Source organism: Mycobacterium sp. E136 (assembly GCF_001666865.1).
In the GTDB taxonomy this organism is placed as follows: Bacteria; Actinomycetota; Actinomycetes; order Mycobacteriales; family Mycobacteriaceae; genus Mycobacterium.
This window is the reverse complement of sequence record NZ_LZJE01000176.1, coordinates 16103-33169: the sequence shown is the minus strand read 5'-3', so window position 1 is coordinate 33169 and position 17067 is coordinate 16103. Positions and strand designations below refer to the sequence as shown.

The window sequence follows — 17067 nt, the reverse complement described above, 5'->3', positions numbered from 1 at the left end:
GCCGCGACTGATCGCCCCCGGCAAAAGCCGCGAGGTCCACCACGACGCCAAACACAACCCGGCCCACGGGCCGCCAGCGCCGGATCTGTCACCGCTAGATGCCATGCGCCACAAGATGCGTCAACCCGAGAACGCGAAAGCCTATAAACGCCGCTCAGCCACCGTCGAACCAGTCATCGGACATCTCAAAGACCAAATCGGCTTACGCCGCTTCGCCCGCCGAGGACTCCAAGCCGTCACCGCCGAACTGCACCTGGCCGCCGCCGTACTCAACCTCACCCGCCTGCACCACAAAGCCCTCGCCCTGGGGTGAACACCCCGATACCCCGACACAGCACTCACCACTCACCAGACCCACCGGTCACCACTCACAAAGCGCAACAGCCACCTGCTGCGTGGGATCAACCCGTCAAGCAGGCGAACGCTCAGGCGAACGCCTCGTGCCGGTTGTCGTCTCCTCGGCGTCCGCCTTCGTGCCTCAGGCGAACGCCTCGTCGATGATTTCCTGCTGCTCCACCGCGTGCACCTTCGACGAACCCGACGACGGCGCCGACATCGCCCGCCGCGAGATCCGCGTGATGCCCGTCAGCTTCTCGGGCAGCACCTCGGGAAGCGTCAGACCGAACGTCGGCCATGCGCCCTGGTTCGCCGGCTCCTCCTGCACCCAGAAGTACTGCTCGACGTTCGGGTACCGGTCGAGCGTCTCGGCCAGCCGCCGGCGCGGCAGCGGGGCGAGCTGCTCGACGCGCACGATCGCCACGTCGTCGCGCTGATCCTTCTTCTTGCGTGCGGCCAGCTCGTAGTAGAGCTTGCCGCTGCAGAGCAGCATCCGCTTGGCCTGATTGCGATCGCCGTCGCCGTCGGTGTACGTCGGCTCCTCGATCACCGACCGGAACTTCTGCTCGGTGAAGTCGCGAATGTCGCTGACGGCGGCCTTGTTCCGCAGCATCGACTTCGGCGTGAACACGATCAGCGGCCGGTGGATGCCGTCCAGGGCGTGGCGCCGCAGCAGGTGGAAGTAATTCGCAGGCGTCGACGGCATCGCGATCGTCATCGACCCCTCCGCCCACAGCAGCAGGAAGCGCTCGATGCGACCCGACGTGTGGTCCGGGCCCTGGCCCTCGTGTCCGTGCGGCAGCAGCAGCACGACGTCCGAGCGCTGGCCCCACTTCGCCTCACCCGAGCTGATGAACTCGTCGATGATCGACTGCGCACCGTTGATGAAGTCGCCGAACTGCGCCTCCCACAACACCATTGCGTCGGGGTTGCCCACCGAGTAGCCGTACTCGAAGCCGACCGCCGCGAATTCGGACAGCGGCGAGTCGTACACCATGAACCTGCCGCCGGTCGGGTTGCCGTCCTTGTCGACGGTCAGCAGATCGAGCGGGGTGAACTCCTGGCCCGTCTTGCGGTCGATGATCACCGAGTGCCGCTGGGTGAACGTGCCGCGGCGGGTGTCCTGACCCGACAGCCGCACGGTCTTGCCCTCGGCGATCAGCGTGCCGAGCGCGAGCAGCTCTGCGAACGCCCAGTCCACCTTGCCCTCGTAGGCCATCTCGCGGCGCTTCTCCAGCACCGGCTTGACGCGCGGATGCACGTTGAAGCCTTCGGGCAGCGCCAGATGCGCATCGCCGATGCGCGCCAGCAGCGACTTGTCCACCGCGGTGTTCATCCCCGCGGGCACCATCTGGTCGGCCTCCACCGAGGCGCTCGGTTCGATCTCGTGCTTCTCGAGTTCGCGCACCTCGTTGAAGACGCGTTCCAGCTGGCCTTGGTAATCGCGCAGCGCGTCCTCGGCCTCTTTCATCGAGATGTCGCCGCGGCCGATCAACGCTTCGGTGTAGCTCTTGCGCACACCGCGTTTGACGTCGATCGCGTCGTACATCGACGGCTGCGTCATCGACGGGTCGTCGCCCTCGTTGTGCCCGCGGCGGCGGTAGCACAGCATGTCGATGACGACGTCCTTTTTGAACTTCTGCCGGAAGTCGACCGCGAGCCGGGCCACCCACGCCGCGGCCTCGGGGTCGTCGCCGTTGACGTGGAAGATCGGCGCCCCGATCATCTTCGCGACGTCGGTGCAGTACTCCGAGGACTTGGCGTCGTCGGGTGATGTGGTGAAACCGATCTGGTTGTTGACGATGATGTGGATCGTCCCGCCGGTGCGGTATCCGCGCAGCAGCGCCAGGTTCAGCGTCTCGGCGACCACGCCCTGACCGGCGAACGCGGCGTCGCCGTGCAGCATCAGCGGCACGACGCTGAACGCGCCCGCCCCCTCACCGTCGCCGTCGCCCTTGTAGATCATGTCCTGCTTGGCGCGCACCAGTCCCTCGAGGACCGGGTCGACGGCCTCGAGGTGTGACGGGTTCGCGACCAGCGACACGTCGATGTCGTTGTCGCCGAACATCTGAATGAATCGACCCGTCGCGCCCAGGTGGTACTTCACGTCGCCGGAACCGTGTGCCTGCGACGGGTTCAGGTTCCCCTCGAACTCCGAGAAGATCTGCGAGTAGGGCTTGCCGACGATGTTGGCCAGCACGTTGAGCCGACCGCGGTGCGGCATCGCGATCACGACCTCGTCGAGCGCGTGCTCGGCGCACTGGTCGATCACCGCGTCCATGGTCGGGATGACGGTCTCGGCACCTTCCAGTGAGAACCGTTTCTGGCCAACGTATTTCGTCTGCAGGAACGTCTCGAACGCCTCGGCCGCGTTGAGCTTGCTCAGGATGTACTTCTGCTCGGCGACGGTCGGCTTCTCGTGCTTCTTCTCGATGCGGTCCTGCAGCCACTGCTGCTGTTCGGGCTCGAGGATGTGGGTGTACTCGACGCCGATGTGGCGGCAGTACGAGTCGCGCAGCAGGCCGAGCACGTCGCGCAGCTTCTTCTGCTGTGCACCGGCGAACCCGTTGACCTTGAACTCGCGGTCCAGGTCCCACAGCGTCAGCCCGTGGGTGAGCACGTCGAGGTCGGGGTGGCTGCGGAACCGGTTCTTGTCCAACCGCAACGGGTCGATGTCGGCCATCAGGTGGCCGCGGTTGCGATACGCGGCGATCAACTCGATGACGCGAGCGTTCTTGTCCTCGATCGAGTCCGGGTTGTCGGTGCGCCACCGCACCGGCTCGTAGGGAATGCCGAGCTCGCGGAAGATCTCGTCGAAGAAATCGTCGTCGAGCAGCAGTTGGTGGACGGTGCGCAGGAAGTCGCCCGACTCCGCACCCTGGATGATGCGGTGGTCGTAGGTCGACGTCAGCGTGACCAGCTTGCCGACACCCAGTTCGGCGATGCGCTCCTCGCTCGCGCCCTGGAACTCGGCCGGGTACTCCATCGCGCCAACGCCGATGATCGCGCCCTGCCCGCGCATCAGCCGCGGCACGGAGTGCACGGTGCCGATGGTGCCGGGATTGGTCAACGAAATCGTCACTCCGCCAAAGTCTTCGGCGGTCAGCTTGCCGTTGCGGGCACGGCGGACGATGTCCTCGTAGGCGGCGATGAACTGGCCGAACGACAGGTTCTCTGAGCCCTTGATGCCTGCCACCACGAGCTGGCGGCTGCCGCCCTTGCCCTGCAGGTCGATCGCGAGCCCGAGGTTGACGTGTTCGGGCGTCACCGCATTCGGCTTGCCGTCGATCTCGGCGAAGTGGCGGTTCATGTTCGGGAACTGCTTGACCGCCTGCACGACCGCGTACCCGATGAGGTGGGTGAACGAGATCTTCCCGCCGCGGGTCCGCTTGAGGTGGTTGTTGATGACGATCCGGTTGTCGATCATCAATTTGGCCGGGATGGCGCGCACGCTGGTCGCGGTCGGCACGTCCAGCGACGCCGACATGTTCTTGACGACGGCCGCCGCGGCGCCCCGCAGCACCTGGGTCTCCTCGCCGCCGGAATCCTTGTCGTCGGAGCCCTTGTCCTTGGCCGCCGACTCCTTGGCCGATTCCTTGGGAGCCGACTCCTTCGGCTTGGCCGCGGGCGTCTTAGTCGGCGCCGACGATTTCGGTGCGCTCTCGTCCGCGTCCTTGGCCTTGGTTTCCGAGGTCTTGGTTTCCGACTTCTCCTGCGCGGGCCGGGCGGCGCCGTTGCTGTCCGACTGCTTGGGCGCCGGCGCGGGCGCGGGCTCCGGCGGGCTCACCGGCCCGGCGGAACGTTGGCCGTTGCCCTGAGTCTGACTCTCGGTGGTCGGCTCAGGGGAGTAGTCGACGAGGAATTCGTGCCAACTGGGATCTACCGACGAGGGATCCTCGCGGAACTTGCGATACATCTCCTCGACCAACCACTCGTTCTGTCCGAATGGTGAAGGTGAGCTCACGGTAGCTACTCGCCTCGATTCTTCGCTTCGCGCGAGCGCATCTCAACGCTCGCCAGGTTCTCTACGGTTACCCCGCATTCCGCCGCCTAAAGGCTAGCGCCGAAGCAACGGCCAGACCACGACAACGGCTTTATGGTCGTCGCGGTCGTCGCGGTGCATTCAGTCGCGCGGCGCCGGCAGCACGTGCAGTGTCGCCGGCCATCGCGGTGGCGCGGTGCCGAACGCCTTGTGTGCGTTGGCCACGATGCGCTTGCCCATCAGGCGATTTCCTACGCCGCCGACGACGGCCCCGATGCCGACGGGCAGCAGCTTGCCGAACGCGATCGCCCCGCGCTTGAGTGTGTAGCGCTTGACGAAGTACTTCAGCAGGCGTGAGTTCAGTTGTGACACCGCGGGCAGCGGCAGCGTCGCCGCGCCGTCGGCGATCCAGGCGCCCTTGGTCCGGCCCGGGCCGATCAGGTCGGCGATCGCGTGCTTGCTGTCCTCACCGACGAGCACCGACAACACCAGCGCGCGTCGCCGCTCCCGGTGTTCGGCCGGGATACCGTGCACCTCGGCGACGGCCAGCACGTACACGGACGTCGCTTCGAGGAACACCACGGTCTCGCCCGCGACCGCCGACGCGGCGGCCAACGTCCCGAGTCCCGGGAACGCCGCGGCCGATCCGACGGCCGCGCCGCTGGCCATCACCGCGCCGAGGTAGTGCTTCTCGAGCCTGGAGATGATCTCCGCGGGTGACGCATCCGGGCTTTGCTTGCGCAGGCGGTCCACGTAGGCCTTGACCGCTGGGCCCTGGACGCGCGCGCCTCTCTCGATGATCTGCGACAGCACCTTGGCGGCAACGCTGGGATCGTCGGCGGAGCCGTCGTTGACCGCCGGTAACTGGCTCTTGGCCTTCGACCGGGCACTCATATGGGCCTCCTGTCCGAACGACTCGTTCCAGGCTATCGCTTAGTACAACGAACGGTGGCCACCCGGTGTGCCCGGCCGTGATCGCGCTCACTGTCTGCGGGAGTGGGAAGAAATTAATGAGAAGCGACGCTGATCGTTCTCATGGCACCATCACCGGCTGTGGATCTGACGACTGCCCCGACTCCCCTCCAGGAGGGCAAGACTCCCAGCCGGATCCGGATGATCGTCGTGCTGGGCGTCATGGTCGCGCTCGGTCCATTGACCATCGACATGTATCTGCCCGCGCTGCCGAGGATCGGCGAGGAACTCGGGGTGTCGTCGTCGGTCGCGCAGCTGACACTGACCGGGACGCTCCTCGGTCTGGCGCTGGGCCAGCTGGTCGTGGGCCCGCTCTCGGACTCGCTGGGCCGCCGCCGGCCGCTGATGGCCGGAATCGTGCTGCACATGCTCGCCTCGGTGGCGTGCCTGTTCGCGCCCAACATCGAGGTGCTCGGTGTGGCCCGCGGCCTGCAGGGGATGGGCGCCGCCGCCGGCATGGTGGTGGCGATCGCCGTCGTCGGCGATCTGTTCACCGATTCCGTCGCGGCCACGGTCATGTCGCGGCTGATGCTGGTGCTCGGCGTCGCGCCCGTGCTGGCGCCGTCGCTGGGCGCCGCGGTCCTGCTGAAGGCTTCATGGCACTGGGTGTTCGCCGCGCTGGTGTTGATCGCCGGCGTGTTGCTGCTGGTGGCGGCGACGGCGCTGCCCGAGACGCTGCCCGTCGCCCATCGCCGGCCGCTGAAGGTGCGCGGCATCGCGGCGACCTACGTCGAGTTGCTGCGCGACGCGCGCTTCGTGGTGCTGGTCCTGGTCGCCGCCCTCGGCATGTCCGGGCTGTTCGCCTACATCTCCGCCGCGCCATTCGTGCTGCAGGGTCGCTACGGGCTCGATCAGCAGGCCTTCGCGCTCGTCTTCGGTGCCGGTGCGATCGCGCTGATCGGCGCCACGCAGTGCAACGTCCTGCTGCTGCGCCGCTACACGCCGCAGGCCATCGTGTTGTGGGCGTTGACGGTGGCTTCGCTCGGCGGTGCAGTCTTCGTCGGGATCGCACTCGCGGACATCGGCGGTTTGGTCGGGTTCGTCATCCCGGTGTGGGTGGTGCTGGCGGCGATGGGTCTGGTCATCCCGAACGCGCCCGCGGTGGCCTTGACGCGGCATCCCGACGCCGCGGGTACGGCGGCCGCTCTGCTGGGCGCCGCACAGTTCGGGCTCGGCGCCGCGATCGCCCCACTCGTCGGGGCCCTCGGCAACAACGAGTTCGCTCTGGCCGCGGTGATGACGGTGGGTATGGTGATCGCGTTGCTCGCGCTCATGGCCGTCGGCGTGTCGGCGGCCGAACGCGCGGGTGACTCCGATTACGACGTCAGCGACGACGTCGTGCCCGAACCCGCCTGACGTCCGGCAGCGCGTGGTCCCGCCTCCAGGGACCGGCAACGCTCCGTAGCGTCGGCGGGATCGCCGAGTGCTAGTCGACCCAGGATGCTCTCAACCCTTTTCACCAGGCAGAACGCGTCATCGAACCCATGGCATGCGCTGTGGGCGATGATGGTCGGCTTCTTCATGATCCTGGTGGACGCGACCATCGTGGCGGTCGCCAATCCGTCGATCATGGCCAGGTTCGACGCCGGCTACGACGCCGTCCTGTGGGTCACCAGCGCCTACCTGCTCGCCTACGCGGTTCCGTTGCTGGTGGCGGGACGGCTCGGCGACCGGTTCGGGCCGAAGAACCTCTATCTGCTGGGCCTGACGGTGTTCACCGTCGCCTCCCTGTGGTGCGGGCTGTCGCACACGATCGGCATGCTGATCGCCGCGCGGGTCGTGCAGGGTGTGGGCGCGGCGCTGCTGACGCCGCAGACCCTCTCGACCGTCACCCGCATCTTCCCCGCCGACCGGCGCGGCGTGGCGATGAGCGTGTGGGGTGCGACGGCCGGGGTCGCGACGCTGGTGGGTCCGCTGGCCGGCGGGGTGCTGGTCGACGCGCTCGGGTGGCAGTGGATCTTCTTCGTCAACGTGCCGATCGGCGTGGTGGGCGTGGCGTTGGCGATGCGGTTGGTGCCCGAGCTGCCGCGCCAGCGCCAGCGACTCGACGTACCGGGGGTGCTGCTGTCGGGGGTCGGGCTGTTCCTGATCGTGTTCGCCCTGCAGGAGGGGCAGGCGCACCGGTGGACGCATTGGGTGTGGGGCCTGATGGCGCTCGGCACCGGGGTGGTGGCCGCGTTCTTGTTCTGGCAGTCGGCCAACCGCAACGACCCACTGCTGCCGCTCGAGATCTTCCGCGACCGCGACTTCTCGCTGTCGACGTTCGGCGTCGCGACGATCGGGTTCGTGGTGACGGGCATGATCGTGCCGGTCATGTTCTACGCGCAGGCGGTCTGTGGGCTCTCGCCGACGCGCTCGGCGCTGCTGACCGCCCCGATGGCGATCGCGACGGGTGTGCTCGCACCGATTGTCGGGCGGATCGTCGACCGGTGGCATCCCCGCCCGGTGGTCGGCTTCGGTTTCTCGGTGCTGGCGATCGCGATGACGTGGCTGTCACTGGACATGGCGCCCGACACCCCGATCTGGCGACTGGTGCTGCCACTGACCGCGACGGGCGTCGGGATGGCGTTCATCTGGTCGCCGCTGGCCGCGACCGCCACCCGCAACCTGCCCGCGCGGTTGGCCGGTGCGGGGTCGGGTGTCTACAACACCACCCGCCAGGTCGGCGCCGTGCTGGGCAGCGCCAGCATGGCCGCATTCATGACGTGGCAGGTCAACTCCGAAATGCCGCCGTGGGCGGGCGATTCGGCGCAGGGGGAGGCCGGCGCGACGCAGTTGCCGTCGTTCCTGCACACGCCGTTCGCGGCCGCCATGGCGCAGTCGCTGCTACTGCCCGCATTCGTCGCGCTGTTCGGTGTGATCGCCGCGGTGTTCCTGCTCGGCTACGCCCGGCGGCCGCTCGACGACGCGGCGCCCGAGGTCGCGCAGGACGACGACGAAACCTTCGACGATGACGACGATTACGTCGAGTACACGATCAGGTGGGATGACACCGGTGTCGCGTCGTGGGTCCCCGCCGAGCGGGAGGCGACGACCGCGCCGTTGGCCTCCCGTGACGAGCGGCCGACCGAGCAGTCCGACGAGTCGTGGCGCGCGATACTCGATCAGCTGCTCGCCGACGATCCGCCCGCGCTGCCTCCCCAACCCGTCGACGAGCCGAACGGCTTGACGCACAACGGTTTGCATGTGAACGACAAGCCGCGGACCTACCCGCGAGACGGTCGTCGTGAACGGACGGGCCGGGCTGAGCGGTCCAACGGGCGACATGCCCAGCGTGACGACCTCGACCGCTAGTCGAACAGCACCGCGGCGTTGAGGTAGCCGGACGGGTCGAACGCGGCCTTGACGGTCCGCATCGCCGCGATGTCGGCGTCGGTGCGCGACATCGGAAGGTAAGCCCGCTTGCGGGTGCCGACGCCGTGCTCGGAGCTGACGTTGCCGCCCATGCGCGCGATGAGGTCCATCATCGACTCGTACAGCGCGCATTCCACCTCGTTCTCGAGGGTGCAACGCACGAGGTTCAGGTGCAGGTTGCCCTCGCCGACGTGCCCGAACAGCACGGGGATCGCCTCGGGTGCATGGGCAGAGACGACGTCGACGGCTTCGGAGGCGAACGGCGAGATTGCCGGAAGCGGAAGCGAAACATCGAATTTCAGCGGCGGACCGTACACGCCGAGCACCTCGGCGACGGCTTCGCGCACCTGCCAGAGCCGCTGCTGTGCGGCCGTGTCGACGCCGACAGCGGGCTCGCCGGACAGATCCGTTCCCTCGATCGCGTCGGCCAGCCGCTCGGTCTGGTCGGTGTCGCCCGCCAGCTCGATGAGCAGCTGCCAGGCGCCGTCGACGGGTGCGGGCACGCCGGCGTGCTCGGCGGTCAACGCGCTGGCCCGCGCGTCGATCAACTCCAGCGCGGCGATGCCGTCCAGGTCGCGGAAGGCGCGACCGGCCGCCACCAGTGCGTCGAGGTCGGCGAACCCGCAGATCGCGGTCACGCGGTGCGCGGGCACGGGGTGCAGCCTCAGATCGAGCGCGGTGATGACGCCCAGAGTGCCTTCGGCGCCGACGAACAGGGACGCCAGGTCGTAGCCGGTGTTGTCCATTCGAACGCGGCTGTGCCGATGCACCACCGAACCGTCGGGCAGTGCGATGTCCAGCCCAAGCACCTGCTCGCCCATGTTGCCGTAGCGGACGGTGCGCAGTCCGCCGGCGTTCGTCGAGGCCATTCCGCCGACGGTCGCGGTGTCGCGTGCGGCCAGGTCGACGCCGAACACGAGGCCCGCCTCGTCGGCCGCCCTCTGCACCTCGGCCAGGGTCACGCCCGCGTCCACCGAGATTCGGCGTTCGGCGATGTCGACAGCACTGATGTTCCGTAACCGCTCGGTGGACAACAACACGTCGTCGTGCTCGGGAACCGCGCCGGCCACCAGCGATGTCCGGCCGCCCTGCACGGTGACAAAAGCGCCGGCGTCGCGGCAGGCCCGCAGCACCGCGCCGGCCTCGTCGGCAGATCCCGGCCGCACCAGGGCGCTGGCCCGGCCGCGGTAGCGCCCCGTGTGGTCGACGGCGCGCGCCGCAAGCACGTCGGGATCGGTGCTGACATAGGCGTTCCCGACGATCTCGGCCAGCCGTTCGGTCACGTTCATCACGTGGCGGCGCCCAGCGACAGGAACGCGCCCAACTCGATCAAGCGGTCGGGGGTGCCGGGTAGATACTCGGTGAGCGCCTCGGAGCGGACGATCACGCTGAGATACTTGGCGCGGCTGATCGCGACGTTGAGCCGATTCCGGTTGAGCAGAAACGATATTCCACGCGGCACATCGTCGATGGACGACGCCGTCATCGATACGAACACCACGGGCGCCTGCCTGCCCTGGAACTTGTCCACGGTGCCGACCGCGACGTCAGACAGTCCGGCCGCCTCGAGATACTCGCGCAGCAGCAGCACCTGAGCGTTGTACGGCGCGACGACGAGCACGTCGCTCTGCGCCAGCGGACGGGTGCCGGTTTCGTCGGTCCAGGCGCTGCCGAGCAGCATCCGCGTCGCCGCGACGATCGCCTCGGCCTCCTCGGGACTGCTCGTGGAATTGCCGTCGTGGGGGATGGGCACCACACGCACGCCCGGATCCTGGCCCTCGAGGCGCCGGGCCGCGGGGCCGTCCTTCGCCGGACCCAGCTTGCCCTCGTATGCCAGCCGGGAGACCGGCGCGCACACCGCGGGGTGCATCCGGTAGGACCGGTCGAGGAAATAGCCGAGTTCCCCGGGCAGCGTGCGGTTTTCCTGTACCAGCCAGCCCAGCGCCGATGCGTCGACCGGTTCGGGGTGGTGGCCCTGGCTGACTTGCGGCAGCTGCTGCGGATCGCCGAGCAGCATGAGGTTGTCGGCGGCCCTGGCCACGGCGATCGTGTTGGCCAGGCAGAACTGTCCCGCCTCCTCGATCACCAGCAGGTCGAGGCTGCGGGCCTCGACGCGGGTGTCGTTGGCGAAATCCCATGCAGTGCCGCCGATGACACACCCGGCGTGATCGGCGATGAACGCCGCGTACTCGTCCTTGTCGATCGCCTGACACCCGACGTCGTCGGGACAGTCCTTCTTGGCGATGCGCGCGGGATCCACCCCGGCGTTGATCAGGTCGCGAAAAAGGTTCTCCACCACCGCATGCGACTGTGCGACCACGCCGACACGCCACCGGTGGTCGTTGACCAGGCGGGCGATGATGCGGGCCGCGGTGTACGTCTTGCCGGTCCCGGGCGGGCCGTGCACCGCGAGATACGACGAGTTCAAATCGAGCACCGCGGTGGTGATGTCGGCGGTGTTGTCGCCGGTGTGGGGCAGCGGTGCACCACTGCGGGTACGAGGCGGTCGGCGCAACAGCACGTCGACGACGGCGGTCGGTGGAAGCTCCGGAAGCGTCGCGGCGATCTCGGTGGCAGCGGCGTCGATCGACTCGCGTAATTTCTTCGTACCCACGATGTTTCGTGGCGTCAGCGCGAACGGCGTCTGGGTGAACGTCCCGGCAGGGGTTTCGCGTTCGCAGATCACCACCCGGGTGGGTACGGTCGGATCGTCGATCTCGATGACGTCGGCATTGCCTGCGGCGCGCCGGTCCGCGTTGTCCGCCATGCCCGCGGGCGACGGCGGTTCATACAGCGCGAACACCTCTCCGCTGAGGCTCCCGCACTCCAGCGTCCCGGTCAGCGCGAGCCACCGCTGCTTCTTGCGGGCGCGCGTCGACGGCAGATGCCAGTCCTTGACGACGGTCGTTCGGTCGGTATCGACCAGGAACACGTCGCTGGTGTCGCCCCATTCGTCGACCGGGCTGTTCAACCGGTCGAAATGCGCCCACCAGAACGGTTTGTCCTCGCGGCGGTGGTATCCGCGGGCGGCGGCCAGCAACGCCACGGCCGTCTGCTCCGGAGTCCGTTCGGCCACACCGTCTCCGGCGAAATCCATCAACGTGTGGGCGAGCTCGTCGGTGTCCTCGACAGCGACACCCTGCTTGACGGGTTGCGGGCCCAGCGGCGGGATGCTCGACTCGATCGCGATCTTGATCAGCCAGTCGCGCAGGCGGTGTGTCGAGCGGCAGTCGTAGCGGTTGTAGTCCTCGATCTTCTTGAGCATGTTCGCGGCTTCGTCTTTGCGGCCCGCGGCTTGCATCTCGCAGAACCGCGCATACATCGTGATCGACTCCGTCGCGGTGGTGACGTCGCCGTCGCGCAACTCCGAGCCCATGTACAGCGGCTCCAACGACTTCAGGCTGTAGTTCTCTGTGCCCACGCGAATGCTCTTGCGCACCAAGGGATACAGGTCGACCAGGACGCCACTGCGCAGCAGGTCGTCGACCTCGTCTTCGCCGACGCCGTAGCGCCCGGCCAACCGCAGCAGCGCGCTCTTCTCGTACGCCGCGTAGTGGTAAATGTGCATCTTCGGATACTTCTTGCGGCGCTGGCGTACCAGCTTGAGGAAGTCCGCGAGGGCCTTGCGCTCGCTCGCGCGGTCGTGCGCCCACAGCGGGCGGAACCCGCCGCCCACCTCGAGCACACCCCGCATGTACTCCAGGCCCCACTCGTGACCGTCCGCCGTCCACAGCGGGTCGCCCTCGAAGTCGAAGAACAGGTCGCCCCTGTCGGGATCAGGCAGCAGGGTCAACGGTTGGGCGTCGATGACCTGGTACGGCGGCTTTCCGTCGGCCCGCGGGGCCAGCTGCAACCGGGCCTGGTCGCGCAGGGCGGTGAACGTCCGGGCCGACAGCTCGGCCACCGGACCCTCGTGGCGGGCGAGTTCGGCGACCGTGGTGATGCCCGCGTCGAGCAGGCGGGCCCGCTGGCTCACCCGCATGTTGGCCACGAGCAGGAGATCGTCGTTGGCTCTCACCTGGGCCGCACACTCGGGACAGCGGAAACACGCGCGCACGCTCTCGTCGGCCCAATCGACCGGAGCCCCGGATGCGTAGTGGTCGTCGAGCAGGCGCTGCAGGGCCTCCCGCCGCGGGCGATACACGGGAAGCAGTTCGTCGATGCGATACGTCGCGGTGGCGCCGTCGCCGAGAACAAGCTCGACCTCGTCGGCGACCGGCACGCCCGCGGCGGTCAGCACTTCGGCGTAGGCCGCCAACTGCAGCAGCGCCTCGACCTTGACCGACCGCGCGAGCTTGGTGTCGCGCAACCGATACCGCTCACCGTCGGGGCCTTGCTCCAGCATCAGGAAGTCGGCGAAACCGACGAACCGGCCATCGAACATCGCGGCCTGGTAGATCACCTCGGCGCGGCGGTCGACGGCGCGTCGCGTCTGGTCGGCGGCCGCGGTCAGCCCCTCGACCGTGTACGGCGGCCTGCCGATGATCGCGACGTCGGCACCGTCGCGGAGCAGCTCGAGATGCCGCTGTTCGTGGTCGTCGCCCAGTTGGGCCGTGCGCGCCAGCAGCTCGTCCTCGACCGCGACCGCCGGACCCCGGCCGAGTTTCGCGTCGAACGCACGCAGCAGCGCGTACTCGCAGCGGGCTGCCGCTGCGAGATCGGATGCGCTGTATATGACGCGGGTTTCGGCGCCCTCGGAGGCCACGAACACCCTGCCACTGTATGTGACCCAGGCGACATCTCAACGCCCCCGCGAACGTGGGTCCGACACACGTCCGAGCCCGCCAAAGCGTGCGGGTAACCCACGTTCGCGCGGGAATCCGGTCAGCCGGTGTTCCCGATCAGCTCGACGCCGTTTCCGTTCCAGCGGAACCTGACGACGCTGTCGAGACCCGGCATGCCGTTCGAGTAGCGCAGCGCGACGGTGTCACCGGAGCTTTGAAGGGTGTCCACCCCGTTGAAGCCGTAGGTGTCGGGCGCCCCGGTCGGGATGAACTTGCCGAGGTGGAACATCACCGCCCGGGTGTTGGGGTTGCTGGCGTTGGTGTTGGCCTTGACGATGACGACCGACAGCTGCGCGCATTCGTTGTAGTTGCCCGCGATCGGTTCCGGGTTCCAGCCCTGTTTGCTGCGCGGATCGTGGGGCAGCTCGGCGACCGCCCGGGTGATCTCCGGCGCGGCGAGGTTGACCGCGCACGGGTCGGCAGCCGCCGGGGCGGCGGGTGCCGCGGCGGGACCTGGCGCCGGCGGCGCGGCGGCCGGGGGAGGTGCGGCCGGAGGCAGGGCGTCGGGCGTCTTGGAGACGGTGGAGTCGCTCGCCCCGCATCCGGCGAGGGCCGCAACCGTCGCCCAGAATGCCGCCATCGATGCGATGAAGCCGTTGATCCGAACCGTGCACATCACCTGAGCCACCCTTGCAAATCGCGTCGACCTGGTCGCGCCGACACACCGCGTGGCAAATTCGGGTGGTTGCTGGCACTAGACTCGATCCCGATGACCTCCGCCGAGTCGGATGCGAGCCAGGACGGCTCGACCGGCGACCTGACCTTCAACGACCTGCAGATACACCCGTCGGTGCTGCGGGCCGTCTCCGACGTCGGCTACGAGACCCCGTCCGCGATCCAGGCGGCCACGATTCCGGCGATGATGGCGGGTTCCGATGTGGTGGGTCTCGCCCAGACCGGCACCGGTAAGACCGCCGCGTTCGCGATTCCGATCCTGTCGAAGATCGACACCGGCAGCCGTGCGACCCAGGCGCTCGTCTTGGCTCCGACGCGCGAGCTGGCGCTGCAGGTGGCCGAGGCCTTCGGCCGCTACGGCGCCCACCTGCCCGAGGTCAACGTGCTGCCCATCTACGGCGGATCGTCCTACGGCCCGCAACTGGCGGGGCTCAAACGCGGCGCCCAGGTGGTCGTCGGCACGCCGGGCCGCGTGATCGACCACCTCGAGAAGGGCCGCCTGGACCTGTCGCGCCTCGACTACCTGGTGCTCGACGAGGCCGACGAGATGCTGCAGATGGGTTTCGCCGAGGACGTCGAGCGCATCCTGGCCGAGACCCCCGAGTTCAAACAGGTCGCGCTGTTCTCGGCGACCATGCCGCCCGCGATCCGCAAGATCACCAAGAAATACCTGCACGACCCGGTCGAGGTGACGGTCAAGGCCAAAACCGCGACCGCCGAGAACATTTCGCAGCGCTACATCCAGGTGTCGGGCCACCGCAAGATGGACGCGCTGACGCGGGTGCTCGAGGTCGAAGAGGGCGACGCGATGATCGTGTTCGTCCGCACCAAGCAGGCCACCGAAGAGGTCGCCGAACGGCTCAAGGCCAGGGGCTTCGCCGCGGCGGCGATCAACGGCGACATCCCGCAGGCCCAGCGCGAGCGCACCATCGCGGCATTGAAGGACGGCAGGATCGACGTCCTGATCGCGACCGACGTCGCCGCGCGCGGCCTCGACGTCGAGCGCATCTCCCACGTCCTCAACTACGACATCCCGCACGACACCGAGTCCTATGTGCACCGCATCGGGCGCACGGGCCGTGCCGGCCGATCCGGCAAGGCGCTGCTGTTCGTCACCCCGCGGGAGCGGCACCTGCTCAAGGCCATCGAGAAGGCCACCCGCTCCAAGCTCATCGAATCCGAACTGCCCACCGTCGAGGACGTCAACGCCCAGCGCGTGGCCAAGTTCCGCGACTCGATCACCGAAGCGCTCAACGCTCCCGGCGCCGACGTCTTCCGCAACATCATCGAGGACTACGAACGCGAGCACGACGTGCCGATCGCCGACATCGCGGCGGCATTGGCCGCGCAGGCGCAGGGCGGCGACGAGTTCTTCATGGTCGAACCGCCGCCGGAGAAGCGCCGCGAACGCGAGGACCGTCCCCGCCGCGACAAACCCGACCGCAAACCGCGCGAAGGTCTGGTCACCTACCGCATCTCGGTGGGCAAGCGGCACAAGGTCGGACCCGGCCACATCGTCGGCGCCATCGCCAACGAGGGCGGGCTGCACCGCAGCGACTTCGGCCACATCACCATCCGCCCGGATTTCTCGTTGGTGGAGCTGCCCGCCGATCTGCCCAAGAAGACGCTCAAAGCGCTTGAGAACACCCGTATCTCGGGGGTGAAGATCAACCTGCAGCCTGACCGACGGCCGGACAAGGGCCGGCACAAGCAGAGATGACGTTGTCGCGGGGGCTGGACGCGCAGGGCGGTCTGGAATCCGTCAGCAGGGCCGAGCGTGTCGCCTCGCTCACCGGTATCCGCGCCGTCGCGGCGTTGTTGGTGATGCTGACCCACGCCGCGTATACGACGGGCAAGTACCCGCAGGGCTACGTCGGTCTGGTGTACTCCCGCGCCGAGATCGGGGTACCGATCTTCTTCGTGCTCAGCGGTTTTCTGTTGTTCGCGCCGTGGGTGAAAGCGGCAGCGCAGGAACGGCCCGCCCCCTCGGTGCGCCGGTACGCGTGGCACCGCGTTCGCCGCATCATGCCCGCTTACGTCGTGACCGTGCTGGTGGCCTACCTCGTCTACCACTTCCGGACCGCCGGCCCGAACCCCGGGCACACCTGGGAGGGGTTGTTCCGCAACCTCACCCTGACGCAGATCTACACCGACCACTACCTGTATTCGTTTCTGCACCAAGGGCTTACACAGATGTGGAGCCTCGCGGTCGAGGTCGCGTTCTACGTGTTGCTCCCGCTGCTCGCATGGCTGCTGCTGGTGGTTCTCTGCCGGCGTCGGTGGCGGCCCGGCCTGTTGATCGGCGGACTGACCGCGCTCGCCCTCGTCACCCCGGCCTGGCTGATCCTGGTGCACACCACCGACTTTCTGCCCGACGGCGCGCGGCTGTGGCTGCCGTCGTACCTCGCGTGGTTCATCGGCGGCATGCTGCTGGCCGCGCTGCAAACCCTGGGGGTTCGGGCCTACGGTCTGGCGTGCATCCCGGTCGCGGTGGCGTGCTATTTCATCGCGTCCACCCCGATCGCCGGCGAGCCGACCACGTCGCCCAACGAGTTGCGCGAAGCCGTGGTGAAGGCGTTCTTCTACGCGGTGATCGCCACACTGGCGGTCGCGCCGCTGGCGCTCGGCGACCGAGGCATCTATGCACGACTGTTGTCGAGTCGGCCGATGGTGTTCCTCGGGGAGATCTCCTACGAGATCTTCCTGATCCACCTCATCACGATGGAGGTCGCGATGGTGGAGATCCTGCACTACCCGATCTACACCGGGTCGATCGTGATGCTCTTTCTCGTCACCTTCGTGATGACCGTGCCGCTGGCGTGGCTGCTGCACCGGTTCACTCGGGTGCGGTCCACCTAGTAAGGGGTCGATCGCACGCACCCCGGTGCGGGCAATCAACCCCTCAAGGGCCGACACCTCCCGCCGAATCGTTAGGGTAGCCTAACCAGAACGGCGACACGGAGG

The 17067-nt window shown here is 68.1% G+C and carries 10 protein-coding genes; 5 read left to right on the top strand and 5 right to left on the bottom strand.

Annotation, left to right across the window (positions count from 1 at the left end; all coding sequences use genetic code 11):
• Window positions 1-313: transposase (locus A5698_RS29840; protein ID WP_156670715.1), on the top strand; the 313-nt coding region annotated here is incomplete at its 5' end.
• A gap of 165 nt (window positions 314-478) precedes the next feature.
• Here the strand turns inward: A5698_RS29840 and A5698_RS11765 are convergent.
• Together A5698_RS11765 and A5698_RS11760 are read right to left on the bottom strand one after the other, a co-directional pair.
• Entirely contained in the window at window positions 479-4252 is a 3774-nt protein-coding gene (locus tag A5698_RS11765) for a multifunctional oxoglutarate decarboxylase/oxoglutarate dehydrogenase thiamine pyrophosphate-binding subunit/dihydrolipoyllysine-residue succinyltransferase subunit (protein WP_231967384.1), read from the bottom strand.
• Window positions 4253-4459: 207 nt separating this feature from the next.
• Complete coding sequence (locus A5698_RS11760; RefSeq protein WP_067092043.1) at window positions 4460-5212, bottom strand: hypothetical protein; 753 nt, start codon at window positions 5210-5212, stop codon at window positions 4460-4462.
• Window positions 5213-5353: 141 nt separating this feature from the next.
• On the opposite strand from A5698_RS11760, the gene A5698_RS11755 reads away from it, so the two are divergent.
• Together A5698_RS11755 and A5698_RS11750 are read left to right on the top strand one after the other, a co-directional pair.
• Entirely contained in the window at window positions 5354-6646 is a 1293-nt protein-coding gene (locus tag A5698_RS11755) for a multidrug effflux MFS transporter (protein ID WP_068296721.1), read from the top strand.
• 84 nt (window positions 6647-6730) lie between these two features.
• Window positions 6731-8584 (top strand): MFS transporter, encoded by a 1854-nt coding sequence (locus tag A5698_RS11750; protein WP_084792406.1) that lies wholly within the window; start codon window positions 6731-6733, stop codon window positions 8582-8584.
• Here the strand turns inward: A5698_RS11750 and A5698_RS11745 are convergent.
• From A5698_RS11745 to A5698_RS11735, 3 genes are all read right to left on the bottom strand, one after another.
• Window positions 8581-9933 carry an FAD-binding oxidoreductase gene (locus A5698_RS11745; protein WP_068296739.1) on the bottom strand — a complete coding sequence of 451 codons (1353 nt, stop codon included), beginning with the start codon at window positions 9931-9933 and terminating at the stop codon, window positions 8581-8583. The two genes, A5698_RS11750 and A5698_RS11745, sit on opposite strands and share 4 nt — an antisense overlap.
• Complete coding sequence (locus A5698_RS11740; protein WP_068296718.1) at window positions 9933-13355, bottom strand: TM0106 family RecB-like putative nuclease; 3423 nt, start codon at window positions 13353-13355, stop codon at window positions 9933-9935. The genes A5698_RS11745 and A5698_RS11740 overlap by 1 nt, the downstream gene beginning before the upstream one ends.
• 113 nt (window positions 13356-13468) lie before the next feature.
• Window positions 13469-14008, bottom strand: a complete 540-nt coding sequence (locus A5698_RS11735) for an LppP/LprE family lipoprotein (RefSeq protein WP_068296737.1) — start codon at window positions 14006-14008, stop codon at window positions 13469-13471.
• Window positions 14009-14137: 129 nt separating this feature from the next.
• Here A5698_RS11735 and A5698_RS11730 point away from each other — a divergent pair, with 129 nt between their 5' ends.
• Window positions 14138-15823 carry a DEAD/DEAH box helicase gene (locus A5698_RS11730; RefSeq protein WP_068296712.1) on the top strand — a complete coding sequence of 562 codons (1686 nt, stop codon included), beginning with the start codon at window positions 14138-14140 and terminating at the stop codon, window positions 15821-15823.
• Entirely contained in the window at window positions 15820-16962 is a 1143-nt protein-coding gene (locus A5698_RS11725) for an acyltransferase family protein (protein ID WP_068296708.1), read from the top strand. The genes A5698_RS11730 and A5698_RS11725 overlap by 4 nt, the downstream gene beginning before the upstream one ends.
• Window positions 16963-17067 lie beyond the last annotated feature (105 nt).